At 58.9% G+C, this 14,995-nt stretch carries 13 protein-coding genes; 9 read left to right on the top strand and 4 right to left on the bottom strand.

The features are described 5' to 3' along the window. Nucleotides 1–11 precede the first annotated feature (11 nt). Together KUV39_RS05930 and KUV39_RS05925 are read right to left on the bottom strand one after the other, a co-directional pair. On the bottom strand, nt 12–1,067 hold the full coding sequence (locus KUV39_RS05930; RefSeq protein ID WP_222459224.1) for a CpsD/CapB family tyrosine-protein kinase: 1,056 nt from the start codon (nt 1,065–1,067) through the stop codon (nt 12–14). A gap of 101 nt (nt 1,068–1,168) precedes the next feature. Further along, the gene (locus KUV39_RS05925; protein WP_168612892.1) at nt 1,169–1,978 is read right to left on the bottom strand and encodes a sugar transferase; all 810 of its coding nucleotides are present in this window, start codon (nt 1,976–1,978) and stop codon (nt 1,169–1,171) included. Between the two features lie 565 nt (nt 1,979–2,543). On the opposite strand from KUV39_RS05925, the gene KUV39_RS05920 reads away from it, so the two are divergent. Continuing rightward, nucleotides 2,544–3,401, top strand: a complete 858-nt coding sequence (locus KUV39_RS05920) for a 2-dehydro-3-deoxygalactonokinase (RefSeq protein ID WP_222459223.1) — start codon at nt 2,544–2,546, stop codon at nt 3,399–3,401. A 13-nt stretch (nt 3,402–3,414) separates the two neighbouring features. Here KUV39_RS05920 and KUV39_RS05915 read toward each other — a convergent pair whose 3' ends face one another. Continuing rightward, a complete protein-coding gene (locus KUV39_RS05915; RefSeq protein WP_222459222.1) occupies nt 3,415–4,545 on the bottom strand; it encodes a THUMP domain-containing class I SAM-dependent RNA methyltransferase in 1,131 nt (376 codons plus the stop codon). A 305-nt stretch (nt 4,546–4,850) separates the two neighbouring features. Here KUV39_RS05915 and KUV39_RS05910 point away from each other — a divergent pair, with 305 nt between their 5' ends. From KUV39_RS05910 to KUV39_RS05875, 8 genes are all read left to right on the top strand, one after another. Continuing rightward, on the top strand, nt 4,851–6,584 hold the full coding sequence (locus KUV39_RS05910) for an ABC transporter substrate-binding protein (protein WP_008559243.1): 1,734 nt from the start codon (nt 4,851–4,853) through the stop codon (nt 6,582–6,584). A 147-nt stretch (nt 6,585–6,731) separates the two neighbouring features. Beyond that, complete coding sequence (locus KUV39_RS05905) at nt 6,732–7,808, top strand: ABC transporter ATP-binding protein (RefSeq protein WP_222459221.1); 1,077 nt, start codon at nt 6,732–6,734, stop codon at nt 7,806–7,808. Between the two features lie 7 nt (nt 7,809–7,815). Then, nucleotides 7,816–8,928, top strand: coding sequence for an ABC transporter ATP-binding protein (locus tag KUV39_RS05900; protein WP_050672900.1), 1,113 nt, complete (start codon nt 7,816–7,818; stop codon nt 8,926–8,928). After that, nucleotides 8,925–9,788: a carbohydrate ABC transporter permease gene (locus KUV39_RS05895; RefSeq protein WP_008561161.1), complete on the top strand. Its 864-nt coding sequence runs from the start codon at nt 8,925–8,927 to the stop codon at nt 9,786–9,788. The genes KUV39_RS05900 and KUV39_RS05895 overlap by 4 nt, the downstream gene beginning before the upstream one ends. Nucleotides 9,789–9,802: 14 nt before the next feature. After that, nucleotides 9,803–10,600: a carbohydrate ABC transporter permease gene (locus tag KUV39_RS05890; protein WP_008561997.1), complete on the top strand. Its 798-nt coding sequence runs from the start codon at nt 9,803–9,805 to the stop codon at nt 10,598–10,600. Then, nucleotides 10,600–10,878, top strand: a complete 279-nt coding sequence (locus KUV39_RS05885) for a DUF2160 domain-containing protein (RefSeq protein ID WP_222459220.1) — start codon at nt 10,600–10,602, stop codon at nt 10,876–10,878. Before KUV39_RS05890 ends, KUV39_RS05885 begins: the two co-directional genes overlap by 1 nt. Before the next feature lie 154 nt (nt 10,879–11,032). Further along, on the top strand, nt 11,033–11,428 hold the full coding sequence (locus tag KUV39_RS05880; protein WP_037302556.1) for a BlaI/MecI/CopY family transcriptional regulator: 396 nt from the start codon (nt 11,033–11,035) through the stop codon (nt 11,426–11,428). Next, nucleotides 11,418–12,569 carry a M56 family metallopeptidase gene (locus tag KUV39_RS05875; RefSeq protein ID WP_222459219.1) on the top strand — a complete coding sequence of 384 codons (1,152 nt, stop codon included), beginning with the start codon at nt 11,418–11,420 and terminating at the stop codon, nt 12,567–12,569. The genes KUV39_RS05880 and KUV39_RS05875 overlap by 11 nt, the downstream gene beginning before the upstream one ends. Nucleotides 12,570–12,686: 117 nt before the next feature. Here the strand turns inward: KUV39_RS05875 and KUV39_RS05870 are convergent, their stop codons facing one another. Continuing rightward, on the bottom strand, nt 12,687–14,969 hold the full coding sequence (locus KUV39_RS05870; RefSeq protein WP_222459218.1) for a methyl-accepting chemotaxis protein: 2,283 nt from the start codon (nt 14,967–14,969) through the stop codon (nt 12,687–12,689). Nucleotides 14,970–14,995 lie beyond the last annotated feature (26 nt).

The raw sequence follows: 14,995 nt of genomic DNA, 5'->3' as shown, positions 1-14,995 counted from the left end.
AATGGGCTGGGTTATTGGCCATGCTGAAGCAGCCCGGCACCGCGCGCGCGGTTCAGGCTCACCCCAAGAAGCTGCGTCTGGCCTTTGAACATCTGCTCGCAGGCCGCGAGATGGGCGGCAGTCGTACGGGTGCCGTCTGCAACCAGCAAAACCCCGTCGACCTGTGGCAGAAAGGCCGCCACATCATCATGTTCCAGAACTGGCGGAAGATCGAACAGAATAACATCAGCCCCAGTGGTCAGCGTCATGTCATCCAAGACCTGCGCGCAAGTTGGATCGTGCAGGATTTCGGCGGCATTGCGATCTGGCGCGGCAGTCAGCCCGACCGCAAGGCTTTCAGCGGGGCGCACCAGATGTTCCGGCATGCTCAGCTCCCCGGACAGAAAGCCACGCATATCCCCCGCTGCGGGCAGCCGCAGAGTTGCAGCCACCGCGGGGCGGCGAAAGTTCATGTCCATCAGGATCGTGCGGGTGTTCGGAACACGCGCCAGGCTGAGCGCCAGATTAACAGCCGTAAACGTCGCACCACATCCCGCAGTGGGTGAGGCAATCGCGACCCGTTTCCAGCCATGCGCCTTGAGGCTGTGCAGCAAGCGCGTGCGCAGCAAATCAAACGCCTTGGCAGTGGGTGAGCTGCGGAAAAAATTCACCAGCGGCGAGCGCGCGACCTGATGGCTGCGCATATCCATGGGAACGCGATGAATGCGTTCCCACATTTCGGGCAAAGGTGCTGGCAGCTGCTGCTGAGAGACAGGTCCCGTGCGCAGGCCATCTGCGGCACCCCTGACCGCCGGTTTGTCCTGTGTTTCAGGACGGCCGGAGAAACCTGACTGGCGCTGGGTCTTGTCACTAGGTCGCGCCTTTGGCTTAGGCGACGGACGATCGGGCGACGTGCCGGGCTCAACCCGACCGTCCAGAACAGATGGCTGTTCCGGCTCGCCCTGCGTCCGCCCCTTGCGGCGGCGAAATCGTTTGAAGCCCTGCTGCGTCATCGCGGGTGTTTCGTTTCCTTCAAAATCCTGTGCTGGCCAGGTCAGAGACTGGGTATCTGTCAGAGTGTCTTTCATAACCGCCTCCGCATTTCTACCACGTCCGCCTTAGCCCGCCTATAGGACGCGGCCCAACCGGAATGGTGCAAGAAGCATCCATCCCGACTAAGCCAAAGCCGTTAATATCCGGTGCCTCGCAGCACCACGCCCACCGTGCGCCAAAGGATTGCCAAATCCTGCCGGAATGAAAGGGTGCGGCAATAGCTGGCGTCCGAACCTGCACGTACCGCAAAGCCGCCTTCGTTGCGCACCGACACCTGCCAAAGCCCGGTGATCCCCGGTTTCAGCAAGAAATAGGGCCGCGCGTCCCCATAAAGGGGCAATTGATCTGGCAGCATCGGACGTGGGCCAACGAGGCTCATTTCTCCGATGATGACATTCCAAAGTTGCGGCAACTCATCGAGCGATGTCGTGCGCAGGAAGCGACCAACCGGCGTTATGCGGGGGTCATGCTTGAGCTTCTGTGTTTCGTTCCATTCGCGGCGCATTTCGGGATCACGCGCCAGATGTTCCTCAAGAAGCTGGTCGGCGTTTCGCACCATCGTGCGCAGTTTGAGGATGGAGAACACCCGTCCCCGCTGCCCCAGACGGTCCTGTGTGTAAAACGGCTGTCCGCCTTCAAACCACAATGCGAGCGCGGCCAACAAGATCAGCGGCAGCGTGATCGGCAGGGCGATCAACACCAGCAGGATATCAAGCACGCGCTTGCCAAATCGTCCGTAGGCCCATGCAGGGCGATCCCGCTGGGCCCAGTCGACAATCTGGCTCGGCTGCCGACTGATGGCAGTGTTCAGATTGGCGATAAGCCTTGGCTGTTCGACCCGCTGAAATGGCCTGCCCGCATAGAACATGCGCGAGCGCGGCAGCATCATCGTCCGGCCAGAGCGCAGTGGCGGATGCACCGCCCCATCATGCACAAAGTCCTTCATTTCCAACCCCAATCTAAGGCCGCCCCCGCAGCCCCCAACTTTTCGCTGAACACAGCTTTTCCGGTCCGCCGAAGCGGAGACACTCGTATCAATTCGACTGGCCGGGAACGGCAGCGCCCCGGATCTCACGTCAGTGCAGTTCGATGGTTTGTTTCCGGCCGCACCCCCAATGCGGCCGACACCTTCGTCCCAATCAACCGGCCCGTTTTGGGCCGTTTACAGTCCGCGGATGCGGTAAAACCTTAATAAAGCAATTTTACACAAATCTCAGTAAATTCGGTGAGATCCAGCATTTCGCGGCCTGTGGAGTAAATCAGGCGACATTTGTGGAAACAATTCCTCATAAGGATAGGAACTGTTCTGCGAAACTACCCAAAAGTATAAGGAATCAAGAGCAATACTCATGACAATTTGAATCACCTTCGAAGCATCAGCGCAGACCTGTTAACCATTCCACACCCCGGCTGAGCCACTTTCTGAAGGCGCTGTGTTGATCAAAGGGTCGAAAATTGGCAATGAGACAGCCCCGTCCAACCTACGCCAGTTTGACCGAAGGACCGAAACAATGAGCGCTAGCATGACCGCCAAGACAGAATGTTGGATTGCCGCCGATTTTACCGACGGACATCTCGTTATCTGGGCCATGACAGGTGAGACGGTGTCCGAGCGGGCTGAGACCTGCTGCCTGGCCGACGGCATCATGACCGCTTTGGATGATCTCAGGGCCCAGCTGGGCGAGGCACATGCCACGGCGCCCGTAATGTTGTCCGGCGCAGAGACAACAGCCGCCATAGCGGTCCCCGCCAAGCCTGCAGAGCTGCCGGTCATGGCGATGGGCGAAAGAGATGTTCACCTGATTGCCGGGCTCAGCCAGAACAGCCCTGTGGCGCGAATGGGTGGGGCCGCAACCCGGATCGCGGGGTTTCTGTCGTTGAACCCAAATTGGGATGGGGTCGTCTGTCTTCCCGGCGAGACAACCCACTGGGCTCTGATCAGCGCCAATGAAGTGGTGAGCTTTCAAAGCTTCCTGACCGCAGGACTGTGGCGCGCGCTCGCGCCTCAGCTGGGTCTGGATCCGCTGGAGACAGCAGCCACGGCCGCAACGTCGGCTTTGACCGGCGCGATGGAAAGCGTTCAATCCCGGCCCGAAGCGATGGCCGCACGGGTTGCCGAACTGCAAGCAGATCAATCCGGTTCACCGCAAGATCGTGCTGCGCGCCTTTGGGGGCTGCTGTTGGGGGCCGAGCTATCTGCAGCGCGCCCTTATTGGCTGGGCCAGAACATCGCCCTGGTTTCCCCAGCCGAAATTGAGCCAGCCTACGCCGCAGCCCTGGGCCATCAGGGCATTCCTCTGACCCGGACAGATGGTGAGCGAATGACGCTGGCCGGTCTGGTCAGCGCCTGGCGCACCCTGTCTGCCTGATCACAAAGGTCGATCAGGGAAGCGGGGCCGTTTTGAACAGCCGGATTTTGAGCCCGCCGTGGGCCACCGGCGGACTATAGGGCAGGAACGGCAGATCTGTGGCCTTTGCCAGTGACGTTTCGCTGGTGACGATACCAACGCGCCAGCCACTGAAGCGGCTTTTCAAGGTCTCGCCGAGCGCCGCATAAAGCGCATAGAGCAGCTTTTTGTTGCCAATCCGCGCACCGTAAGGTGGGTTCACGATCACAAGGCCAGGCTGCTCTCCCTCTCCCAGATCAGGGGGTGTCAGATCGCTGACAGCCTGCTGTGTGATCTGAACAAGATCCGCAACACCCGCTCGCTCTGCGTTGGCAGCGGCCATCTCGACTGCGCCGGCATTTCGGTCTGATCCGTAGCACCGCACGTCCGTGTCTTGGGTCGTTGTGACATCTCGCATTGCCGCCCAGGCATCGGCATCAAAGGTCGCCAGCTGTTCAAACGCAAAATTGCGGCTGCGACCGGGAAGAAGGCCACGCGCGATCTCAGCCGCTTCAATCACGAAGGTGCCGGAGCCGCACATCGGGTCCACCACGGGTTCCGTGCCTGTATATCCGCAGTCCCGCAGGAACAATGCGGCGAGGTTTTCGCGCATGGGCGCCTTGCCCACAGCAGTCTTGTGGCCACGTTTGTGGAGCCCTTCGCCCGATGTGTCGACGCTGAAGGTGCAAAGATTGTCTTCAATCCGAAGTTTGATCGTGATCGCCGCTTCTGCGCTGATTTCGGCGCCCAGCTCTTCGGTGATGGCACGTTCGATCCGCTGGGTTGCGGCGCCCGCGTGATAGATCTTGGACTTTTTATTTGTGGTCGTCTCGACCCGGACAGGGACATCGGCACGCAGCACTTCGGACCAGGGGAACTTGCGCGCCCGCTTGTCCAGCTGGGCGAGGTGAAAGGCCCGAAAGGAGCCGATCCGCGCCAAGACACGCGCGGCGCCACGCAGACAAAGATTGGCGCGCCACACATCCGGCCAGCCCCCCTGGACAGTCACGCCACCGGGAACCGTTTTTGGTTCGGCAAAACCCAGCTCCTTGGCTTCGCGCAGGAGAGTTTGTTCCAATCCCGGTGGGGCGGTCAGAAAGATCTCGAAGGTATCAGTGTTTTCCATGCGCTCTCCATAACCGCAAAACCCAGCCTCAGCGACGACAAACTTTGACACTTGCGGCGCCGTTGCCATTTTGTGCGCGATATGACCAGCACACCCACAGGTTGCAGATTGCCGCATCGCAGCAACGAATTCCCTCGGCAGGCGAGTCCCTCGCCTAAATCAGGATTTCTGAAAAATCGTTTCCAAACATTACATTACGTCATACTAAAAAATTAGTTTGACAAGACCAGCCGCTCTGTGAAACCTGAATGACAGTCAGGTGCCGTGTGGCATGTCTGGCGACACAATCACTAGGGAGGAGAAAGATGCGCAAGTATCTTTTGTCCGCAGCCGCGGTTATTGCCGTGGTCGCGGGACAGGCAGCCTATGCCGATGAGGCAGCTGCCAAGAAATGGATCGACGAAGAGTTCCAGCCCTCGGCTCTGACCAAGGACGAGCAGATGTCGGAGATGCAGTGGTTCATCAACGCTGCTGAACCGTTCAAAGGCATGGAAATCAACGTCCTGTCCGAAGGCATTCCGACGCACAGCTACGAGTCCGAAGTTCTGACCAAGGCGTTTGAGGAAATCACCGGCATCAAGGTGAACCACCAGATCCTCGGCGAGGGCGAAGTGGTTCAGGCCGTGCAGACCCAGATGCAGACCAAGCGGAACCTCTATGACGCTTACGTCAATGACTCCGATCTGATCGGCACCCACTCGCGCCTGCAGCTTGCCTACAACCTGACCGACATGATGGAAGGCGACTTCTTTGACGTCACCAACCCCGGTCTGGATCTGGGCGACTTCATGGGCACCCAGTTCACCACTGGTCCCGATGGCGACCTGTACCAGCTGCCCGATCAGCAGTTTGCGAACCTCTACTGGTTCCGCAAGGACTGGTTCGATCGCGAAGATCTGCAAGCCGCCTTCAAAGAGAAATACGGCTATGACCTGGGCGTGCCGGTCAACTGGTCCGCGTATGAAGACATCGCCGAGTTCTTCAGCGAAGACGTCAAGGAAATCGACGGCACCGCAATCTATGGCCACATGGACTATGGTAAGCGCGCGCCTGACCTTGGCTGGCGTATGACCGATGCCTGGCTGTCGATGGCCGGTGCCGGTTCGAAAGGTGAGCCGAACGGTGTGCCGATCGACGAATGGGGCATCCGCATGGAAGCGGATTCCTGTAACCCTGCCGGTGCAAGCGTGACCCGTGGTGGTGCTGCCAACGGTCCGGCTGCTGTCTATGCGATCCGCAAGTGGGACGAATGGCTGCGCAAATACGCGCCTCCGGGTGCTGCGTCCTATGACTTCTACCAGTCGCTGCCCGCACTGGCGCAAGGCAACGTGGCTCAGCAGATCTTCTGGTACACCGCCTTTACCGCCGACATGGTAAAACCGCAGTCCGAAGGCAACAACACCGTCGACGAGAACGGCACCCCGCTGTGGCGGATGGCGCCGAGCCCGCATGGCCCCTATTGGGAAGAAGGCCAGAAGGTCGGTTATCAGGACGTAGGCTCCTGGACCTTCCTGAAGTCCACTCCGGTTGATCGTGCGAAAGCTGCTTGGCTCTATGCTCAGTTTGTTGTGTCCAAGACCGTTGACGTGAAAAAATCCCACGTTGGTCTGACCTTCATCCGTGACTCCTCTGTGAACCACGAGAGCTTCACCGAGCGTGCACCCAAGCTGGGTGGTCTGGTCGAATTCTATCGTTCGCCCGACCGCGTTGCATGGTCCCCGACCGGCGTGAACGTGCCTGACTATCCGAAGCTGGCCCAAATCTGGTGGCAGCAGATCGGTGACGTGAACTCCGGCGCCTTCACCCCGCAGGAAGCCATGGACCGTCTGGCCGAAGAAATGGACATCACAATGGCCCGTATGCAGCGTGCAGACGAGCAGGCGAATGTCTACGGCGGCTGCGGCCCGCGTCTGAACGAAGAGAAAGACGCTGAGTGGTGGTATGCCAACGGTGGCGCCAAGCCGAAACTGGAGAACGAGAAGCCTCAGGGCCAGACCGTCAACTATGACGAACTGGTTGCCCGCTGGGCCTCCCAGTAACCTCTCCTCCCCGTGGGGAGCGTGCGGATCTTCCGTTGCGCTCCCCGCTTTCGCCCCGGAGCGTGGCTGGCCCTCTCCGGGGTATTTTGTCCCCAAAGATCGCGCATGCCGCGCGCAACAGGCCGCCCGCCGGAAAGTCAAAACAAGATGGCACTCGAACTCAGAAACGTGACCAAGCGTGTCGGCGCCCAGCTGCATATCAAGGAAACCTCCCTTGTGCTGGAACCGGGTCACTTCAACGTCCTTCTGGGCGCCACCGGGTCTGGCAAGACCTCTCTTATCAAGATGATGGCCGGGCTTGACCCGATTGCCAGCGGACAGGTGCTCATGGATGGTCAGGATGTGACCGCACTTAGCACCCAGAAACGCAACATCAGCCTGGTGCACCAGTTTTTCATCAACTACCCGCATATGACCGTCTACGAGAACATCGCCTCGCCGCTGAAAGTGGCCGGCATGGCGAAATCCGAGATTGAAGGTCGCGTGGAAGAAGCTGCGAACATCCTGCAGCTGCGTCCGATGCTTCACCGCCGCCCGCATGAATTGTCTGGTGGCCAGCAGCAGCGAACCGCGCTGGCCCGCGCAATTGCCAAGGAAAGCCGCGCTGTTTTCCTGGATGAGCCGCTGGCGAACCTTGACTACAAACTGCGCGAGGAGCTGCGCGATCAGCTACCTGAACTGTTTGCCGGTCGCGGCGCGGTTGTTGTCTATGCCACATCCGAACCGGAAGAGGCGCTTTTGCTCGGTGGCAAAACCGCACTGATGCAGGATGGTCGCGTCACCCAGTTCGGCACGACCGCTGATATCTATCGCAACCCCGACAATGTCGCGGCAGCTCGGGTTTTCTCTGATCCACCGATCAATACCGCCCCAATTGTGAAACAGGGCACGACCGCCCGCCTTGGCAATGACGTCAGCTGGTCCTTGACCGGTGCGGCAGCAGACTTGGCTGACGGCCCCTATACCATCGCCATCCGCCCCTATCACGTTCTGCCCGTTGCGACACCTCTGACCACGGTGCAGCTGTCGGGGCAGGTTCAGGTAACAGAGCTTTCGGGATCCGAAAGCAGCGCCCATTTCGACATGGGTCTGGACAGCGATCACGGCAGCTGGGTTTCCCTTTCTGCTGGCGTTCACCCCTATGAGGTGGGTGAGCATCATGACTTCTACATGGATCCATCGGCAGCATATGTGTTTGCCCCCGATGGCTCCCGCGTGGCGTGAGGCGCAAATGGCTAAGATTACTCTCTCGAAACTGCGGCATAGCTACATGCCGAATCCCTCCAGCGCGTCCGATTATGCCCTCAAGGAAATCGATCTCGACTGGACTGATGGTGGCGCCTACGCCCTGCTTGGTCCGTCAGGCTGTGGCAAGTCCACCCTGCTGAACATCATCTCGGGCCTTCTGGTGCCATCCGAAGGGCAGATTCTGTTTGACGGCAAGGATGTCACCAAACTGCCCCCGGACCAGCGCAACATTGCGCAGGTGTTCCAGTTCCCGGTGATCTACGACACCATGACCGTTTACGACAACCTCGCCTTTCCGCTGCGCAACCGCGGTCGGGACGAGGCCACGGTCAAGGAACGCGTCATGGCGATTGCCGAGATGCTGGAGGTGACCGATCTTCTGGACACGCGCGCTGCGGGTCTGAGCCCGGACAACAAGCAAAAGATCTCCATGGGGCGCGGCCTTGTGCGCGAGGATGTGAACGTCGTCATGTTCGACGAACCCCTCACCGTGATCGACCCGCATCTGAAGTGGAAACTGCGTTCCAAGCTGAAAGAGCTGCACCAGCGCGTAAAGGCCACGATGATCTATGTGACCCATGACCAGACAGAGGCGCTGACCTTTGCCGATCAGGTTGTGGTCATGCAGCTGGGTGAAGTTGTTCAAATCGGCACGCCGGTCGAATTGTTTGAGCGTCCTGCCCACACGTTTGTCGGCCACTTCATCGGCTCGCCGGGCATGAACGTCCTGCCCTGTGAGCTGCGCGCCGGCCAGCCCTACATCGGCAGTCACCCCATCGCACTGGAAGGCCCCATCAAAGGCGACGCTGCAGGCAAGACCGAGGTAGGCATCCGACCCGAATTCGTGTCCCTGGCCGACAGCGGCCTGCCCGCTACCGTGACCAAGGTTTCGGATGTTGGCCGCCACACAGTGGTGGAGTGCGAGGCTGAAGGGCATCGGATCAACGCCGTGGTCGAAGGTGCGGGGCCAAACAAGGGCGACACCGTCCATCTGGCGTTCCGTCAGGATCAGACCCGACTGTATGTCGACGGCTGGATCGCAACCGAAGCGGCTGAATCTGCGGCGCAATCCCAAAGTGCGGAGGAGGCACGATGAAAACCGAAAACCAAAAGGCGTGGTTCTTTGTTCTGCCCGTTCTGCTGCTCGTTGCATTCAACGCGCTGATCCCGATGATGACTGTGGTCAACTACTCCGTCCAGGAGACATTTGGCGACAACGTCTTTTTCTGGCAGGGGCTCGACTGGTTTCAGCAGATCCTGCGCTCTGACCGGTTCCACGCGGCACTTGGCCGCCAGTTCATGTTCACCTTCCTGATCCTGATCATCGAAATCCCGCTTGGCATTGCCATCGCACTGTCGATGCCGCGCAAGGGGTTCTGGGTGCCTGTCTGTCTGGTCTTGATGGCGCTGCCGATGCTGATCCCGTGGAACGTGGTTGGTGCAATGTGGAACATCTTTACCCTGCCCGACATTGGCCTGCTGGGGTATTTCCTGAACCACACGCTTGGCATCAACTATGACATGACCCAGGATCCCGTTGCCGCATGGATCACCATCGTGACCATGGATGTCTGGCACTGGACCTCTCTTGTGGTGCTTCTGTCCTATGCTGGCCTCGTGTCGATCCCGGACGCCTATTACCAGGCGGCCAAGATCGACGGTGCCTCCAACTGGGCTGTGTTCCGCTTTATCCAGCTGCCAAAGATGAAAACCGTTCTGACCATCGCGATCCTTCTGCGGTTCATGGACAGTTTCAACATCTACACCGAGCCGTTTGTTCTGACCGGCGGTGGCCCTGGCAACTCGACAACACTGTTGTCCATCGACCTGGTCAAAATCGCGCTTGGACAGTTCGACCTTGGTCCGGCGGCAGCGATGAGCCTCATCTACTTTGCAATCACACTTCTGGTCAGCTGGCTGTTCTACACCGTCATGACCAAAGACGATCAAAACTAAAGGAGGATACTTCGATGCAAAAACGTACCATCGTCCCCATCGTTTATATCCTGTTCCTCATGCTGCCGATCTACTGGCTGGTCGCGATGAGCTTTAAGACGACAAATGAAATCCTGTCCGGCTTCTCGCTGTTCCCGCAGACCTTCACGCTGGAAAACTATGCAACGATCTTCACCGATCCGAGCTGGTACTGGGGTTACATCAACTCGATCATCTACGTGTCGATCAACACGGTGATCTCTGTTGCTGTTGCGCTGCCTGCGGCCTATGCGTTCTCGCGCTATCGCTTCCTCGGCGACAAGCAGCTGTTTTTCTGGCTGCTCACCAACCGGATGGCGCCAGCCGCAGTTTTCGCACTGCCGTTCTTTCAGCTTTATTCGGCGGTGGGCCTGTTTGACACGCACCTGGCTGTTGCGCTGGCACACTGCCTGTTCAACATTCCGCTGGCAGTCTGGATCCTTGAGGGGTTCATGGGTGGCATCCCGAAAGAGCTGGACGAAACCGCATATGTGGATGGCTATTCCTTCCCGCGCTTCTTTGCGACGATCTTCATCCCGTCGATCAAGGCCGGCGTCGGTGTGGCAGCGTTCTTCTGCTTCATGTTCTCTTGGGTGGAGCTGCTGCTGGCGAAGACACTGACAGCGGTTGCCGCAAAACCAATTGCCGCCACCATGACCAAAACCGCCTCAAGCGCGGGCTATGAACTGGGCCTGCTGGCGGCTGCGGGTACACTGACAATCATTCCGGGCGCGATCGTGATCTACTTCGTCCGAAACTACATCGCAAAAGGCTTTGCGATGGGGAGGGTATAATGCTGAGTTGGATGGCTTGGACCTGGCCCACGGCCCTGGTCTTTATCGGGATCTTTTCGGCCATTGGCCTGCTGATCGTTCTCGAAATCCGCAGCCCCGGCGGAGATGCCCGCAAAGGTGCGCTGGGACTTGTCACAACCCGCGGGGACCGGCTGTTCATCAGCCTCCTTGGGACATCCTATATCTTCCTGGCGTGGCTGGGACTGGTCGGGATGCCCCTCTGGTGGCCGCTGGGTCTGTCGATTGTCTGGTTCATCTTCACCTTCTGGAAGGTGTGACCCAAAATGGGGGGTCCTGTTCGCAGGGCCCCTTTTCCCTTGCCGACCAAGGTTAGATCGGCCCACGCGACGATGAACTTCTAAAAAAATAGTTTTCAAACGCCCCTGCTATCCCCTAGCATGACAAAAGCCCAAGAGGACCGGACACCAAGTGATGCGAAAGAAACAGGACAACCCGCTTTTGACCGAGGTAGAGCTCGAGTTCATGACAGTTGTCTGGGAAACGGGCGGCGGCACGGTACGGGAAATCCTTGCCGAGCTGAACAAACGGCAGGAACGCGCCTATACATCGGTCGCGACTGTCCTGAAGATTATGGAACAGAAAGGTTTTCTGACCAGCGAACGCGCTGACAGATCGCTCGTGTATCGCCCTGCGGTACCAAAAGCTGACTATCAGAAAACCACCCTGAAGAACCTTTCGAGCAAGCTCTTCAATGGCGCCCCGGCGGCTCTCGTAGCCCGGCTGGTGGACGACGAAGATGTCACCGACGAAATGCTCGTGGAGATGCGGGCCTTGCTGAATGAAAGGTTGGGGGACGATGAACGCTGAAGCTTTTTTAAACGCTTATATTGATCTCAATCTATTGCTCTTTGCTGGGATTGCCCTTTGGCTTGGATCCCGTGCCGTTCTGACCCGAAGCCATCTGGGCCCTGCATTTCGCCCTCAACTGCGCCTGCTCAACGGCATGACGCTTTTGCTGACTTTGTCCCCGTTCCTCGTTGTCGCGCTGACGACTTATGTTGTGTCCAAGCCTCCGACCCTGTCGGACATGCTGGTGGCGCAGTACCTTCAGGGCAACGTCAACATGAGCGCCACCCGGTTCGAGAGCATTCTGGGCCTGCGCGAAGATCTGGTGCGTGACCTGATGGCCCAAACCAGCCTGTGGGCCCAGGCTGCGCTGGCGGTTCTGATTCTTGGTGCTGCCATGTCGGTGGTACAGGTCGCAATTTCGGTTGCCCGCCTGCGCCGTGTTCTCAAGAACGCTTATGTCTGGAAACGGATCGGTCGCCTTCAAATCCGCTTTAGCGACAGCAGCAAGGTTGCCTTTTCGACGCGCGGCCTCTGGACCCGTTATGTCGTTCTGCCGACAGCGCTGGCTGAAAATCCCGCGGATCTGCGGCTGAGCGTTGCGCATGAATTGCAGCACTTCCGGCAGCGCGACGTGGAATGCGAGTTTCTGTTGGAAGCCCTGCGCCCGTTGCTGTTTTGGAACCCGGCCTACCACATCTGGCGCCGCGAGGTGCGTATGCTGCGGGAATTCGCCTGCGACCAGGCCCTTGTCAGCCGCGGTCAGCGGGACGTACGGGCCTATTGCGAATGCCTGATCCGTGCCTGCGTATTGGCGGCTCAGGACCCGATCCGATTTGTTCGTCGCAGCCCATCCGTTGCGCTGGTTGACCGCCGCGAGGTGCGCCGTGGGGCGACTTTGGAACGACGGATCCGGGCCGTTACTGCGGCACAGCCACAGGACGGTCATGTTCTGAGTTGGATGTTTGTTTCAGCCCTGCTGGCAACTGGTGTTATGGCAACAGCTCTGCTGATGCAGCGCCCAGGTGACTGGAGCCACGACCGGATCATGCTCTCTACCATTGTGAACCTCGAGCGGATGGCGCATCGCAATGCCATGCCCGAAACCACCCACACCGCTGTCACGGCGCTACAGGGTGGTTTCATGACGCTCAGCCAGTAACCGGCAGCGGAACAAAAAAGCGCGCCGAGCGCACAACCGTCACAGGACAAACAGTCAAACGACAAAAGGCCCGGTCTGCCGTCAGACCGGGCCTTTCCCCCTAACTGGCATGTCCCATCAGCCGTAGGCCGTCTGAGGACCGCCATGTTCGGTCTGGGACCAGTCCACATCCCCGCCGTGATCGCCCAAGGCCGCCCCCAGCTGGAAACGGGACACCACTGCGCTCAGGGCCTGAGCCTCGTTCTGCAGAAGCTGGCTCGCGGCAGATGCCTCCTCCGACATCGCTGCGTTTTGCTGGGTTGTTCCGTCGAGACGGGTCATCGCGTTGTTGATGCTTTCGAGACCATTCGACTGCTTCTGAACACCATCTGCAATCTCTGTGATGAGATCGGACACATTTGTCACGCGGTCGATGATGCTGCTCAGCGCATCGCCTGCGCGGCCAACCATCGCCACACCATTGGCGACATGCTCTTCACTTGCGGATGTCAGATCCTTGATCTGCCCCGCGGCCTTTGAGGCCCGCATGGCAAGGGCGCGCACCTCTGATGCAACCACCGCGAACCCGGCCCCTGCCTCGCCTGCGCGGGCGGCCTCCACGCCTGCGTTGAGCGCCAGAAGATTGGTCTGGAAGGCGATATCGTCGATCATGTTGATGATCTGCGAGATCTGCTCCGACGCCTCCTGAATCTGGTCCATCGCCTGCACTGCGGATGTCACGATATGATTGCTATGTTCGGCCTCGTCGCGTGTCCCGCGCATGGTTTCATCAACCTTGCCCGCGCGATCCGCCGTCTGCCGAATACCACTGGTCAAATCCTTGAGCGCAGAGGCTGTTTCTTCCAGTGTGCCTGCCTGGGTTTCGGTGCGATGCGCCATCTCCTGCGCTGAAGCGCGTTGTTCTTCAGAGAACTTGTCCACATTCTGAGCGGCATCCACCACCTCTGACAGCGACTCGCGCAGGTTGACCAGCGAGCGATTGAAGTTTTCGCGCAGGGTCTCGTAGTGCTCTGCAAAGGGCTGTTGAATGTCACAGGCAAGGTTGCCGCGTTGCAGTTCGGACAGCGCGCCGCTCATTTCCTCGACCACGGCAGCGGTCTGCTTGGCGGCTTGCTCTTCGCGCTCGGCAGCCTCATCCGCCAGAACCAGTTTGTCCCTGAAGGTATCCAGACTGCGGGCCAGGTCACCCAACTCGTCGCCACGTTTGCGACCGGCGATATCAACGCTGTAATCCTCATCTGCCAGCGCGTTCGTGGCCTCGCGCAGGGCAAGAATGGGTTTGGTGACGTGACGCGCAGCGATAAAGGACACCACAATCGCGATCAGCACCGAAACGCCGATCATGAGTACCGCAACCAAACGGATCTCATTCACCTTTGCGAAGGCCGTATGTTCATCTGTTTCCAGAACCAGAGACCAGTCAAAACCTGTGATATCAAGCGGTTTGACGAGGGCAATCACCTGCTCTCCCGCAGTGGAGGTGATCCCCTCAAACAGGCCCCCCTCCCCTGTTCCGGCGGCAGCGATATGGGTTGCGTCGGGAAGACTGTCGCCAACCGCAAATCGCCCCTCCAGCACAGACGGGCTGCGCGCAATCCCGTTTGGACCAACAAGAAAAATGTTCTGGTGCCCGCTGCCATCCAGATTGGAGGTCAAAGCAGACACCACCGATGCGCTAGACAGTTGGACAGCCAGCACACCGATCACCTCTTTTTTCTTGTTGAGAACGGACACCCCCATAAAGGCACCGGCTCCGCCGCCACCTGGTGCGTAGACTGCAAAATCAGAGGTCACGACCTCACCCGGTTCAGCTGTCAACGCAGCCGCGAACACCTGACCCAGACCGCTTTCGGCATTGGGGCCAGAGCCGAACTGTTGAATGAAATCGTCCCGTTTCTTGACGGAATACAGCAGCTGACCGGCCGCATTCAGGAGATACAGATCTTCATACCCGTTGACCTGCAAGGACTGAAGAAACGTCGGATGGTAGGTCGCATGAGACTGGCTGTAATAAGAACCGTCACCGGGATCGACCAGCTCGTATCGCTTGTCGGCCTCATGCGGGTTCTGTTCTATGTAGTGGCGCCGCAGGAACCCGGTCGGTTCCTCCTCGATCATTGTGTAGACACGGTCAAAATTGTTGATGGCGCGAAACACGGTCGGCTGCGAAGCATTGACCGCAAGATCCTTGCGGGCGGCATCAACCATGAAGGTAAGCGCCTGCTCTCCAGATCGCGCAGCCGTTTCCTTTGACGCATAGACAAATTGCCGGATGCTTTTTTCAGCCATCGAATAGACCAGGAATGAAACCGTCACCAGAAAGGTGGCCGTCAACGCCACCATGATAAGTGGCAATTTCAGCTTCAACGAAAGTTTCCGGGTCTTGGGCATGACGCGCATGTCTCCTATTTCAGTGCCGATTCCGT

The organism is Phaeobacter italicus (assembly GCF_019801785.1).
GTDB lineage: Bacteria > Pseudomonadota > Alphaproteobacteria > Rhodobacterales > Rhodobacteraceae > Phaeobacter > Phaeobacter italicus.
This window is presented reverse-complemented; position numbering and strand designations above follow the sequence as displayed.

Excerpts from the sequence above, each read along its gene's own strand:
- KUV39_RS05920 (WP_222459223.1), top strand. The coding sequence starts at position 2,544 with ATGAGCGCTAGCATGACCGCCAAGACAGAATGTTGGATTGCCGCCGAT.
- KUV39_RS05915 (WP_222459222.1), bottom strand. The coding sequence starts at position 4,545 with ATGGAAAACACTGATACCTTCGAGATCTTTCTGACCGCCCCACCGGGA.
- KUV39_RS05905 (WP_222459221.1), top strand. The coding sequence starts at position 6,732 with ATGGCACTCGAACTCAGAAACGTGACCAAGCGTGTCGGCGCCCAGCTG.
- KUV39_RS05895 (WP_008561161.1), top strand. The coding sequence starts at position 8,925 with ATGAAAACCGAAAACCAAAAGGCGTGGTTCTTTGTTCTGCCCGTTCTG.
- KUV39_RS05885 (WP_222459220.1), top strand. The coding sequence starts at position 10,600 with ATGCTGAGTTGGATGGCTTGGACCTGGCCCACGGCCCTGGTCTTTATC.
- KUV39_RS05910 (WP_008559243.1), top strand. The coding sequence starts at position 4,851 with ATGCGCAAGTATCTTTTGTCCGCAGCCGCGGTTATTGCCGTGGTCGCG.
- KUV39_RS05890 (WP_008561997.1), top strand. The coding sequence starts at position 9,803 with ATGCAAAAACGTACCATCGTCCCCATCGTTTATATCCTGTTCCTCATG.
- KUV39_RS05880 (WP_037302556.1), top strand. The coding sequence starts at position 11,033 with ATGCGAAAGAAACAGGACAACCCGCTTTTGACCGAGGTAGAGCTCGAG.
- KUV39_RS05875 (WP_222459219.1), top strand. The coding sequence starts at position 11,418 with ATGAACGCTGAAGCTTTTTTAAACGCTTATATTGATCTCAATCTATTG.
- KUV39_RS05900 (WP_050672900.1), top strand. The coding sequence starts at position 7,816 with ATGGCTAAGATTACTCTCTCGAAACTGCGGCATAGCTACATGCCGAAT.
- KUV39_RS05870 (WP_222459218.1), bottom strand. The coding sequence starts at position 14,969 with ATGCGCGTCATGCCCAAGACCCGGAAACTTTCGTTGAAGCTGAAATTG.
- KUV39_RS05930 (WP_222459224.1), bottom strand. The coding sequence starts at position 1,067 with ATGAAAGACACTCTGACAGATACCCAGTCTCTGACCTGGCCAGCACAG.
- KUV39_RS05925 (WP_168612892.1), bottom strand. The coding sequence starts at position 1,978 with ATGAAGGACTTTGTGCATGATGGGGCGGTGCATCCGCCACTGCGCTCT.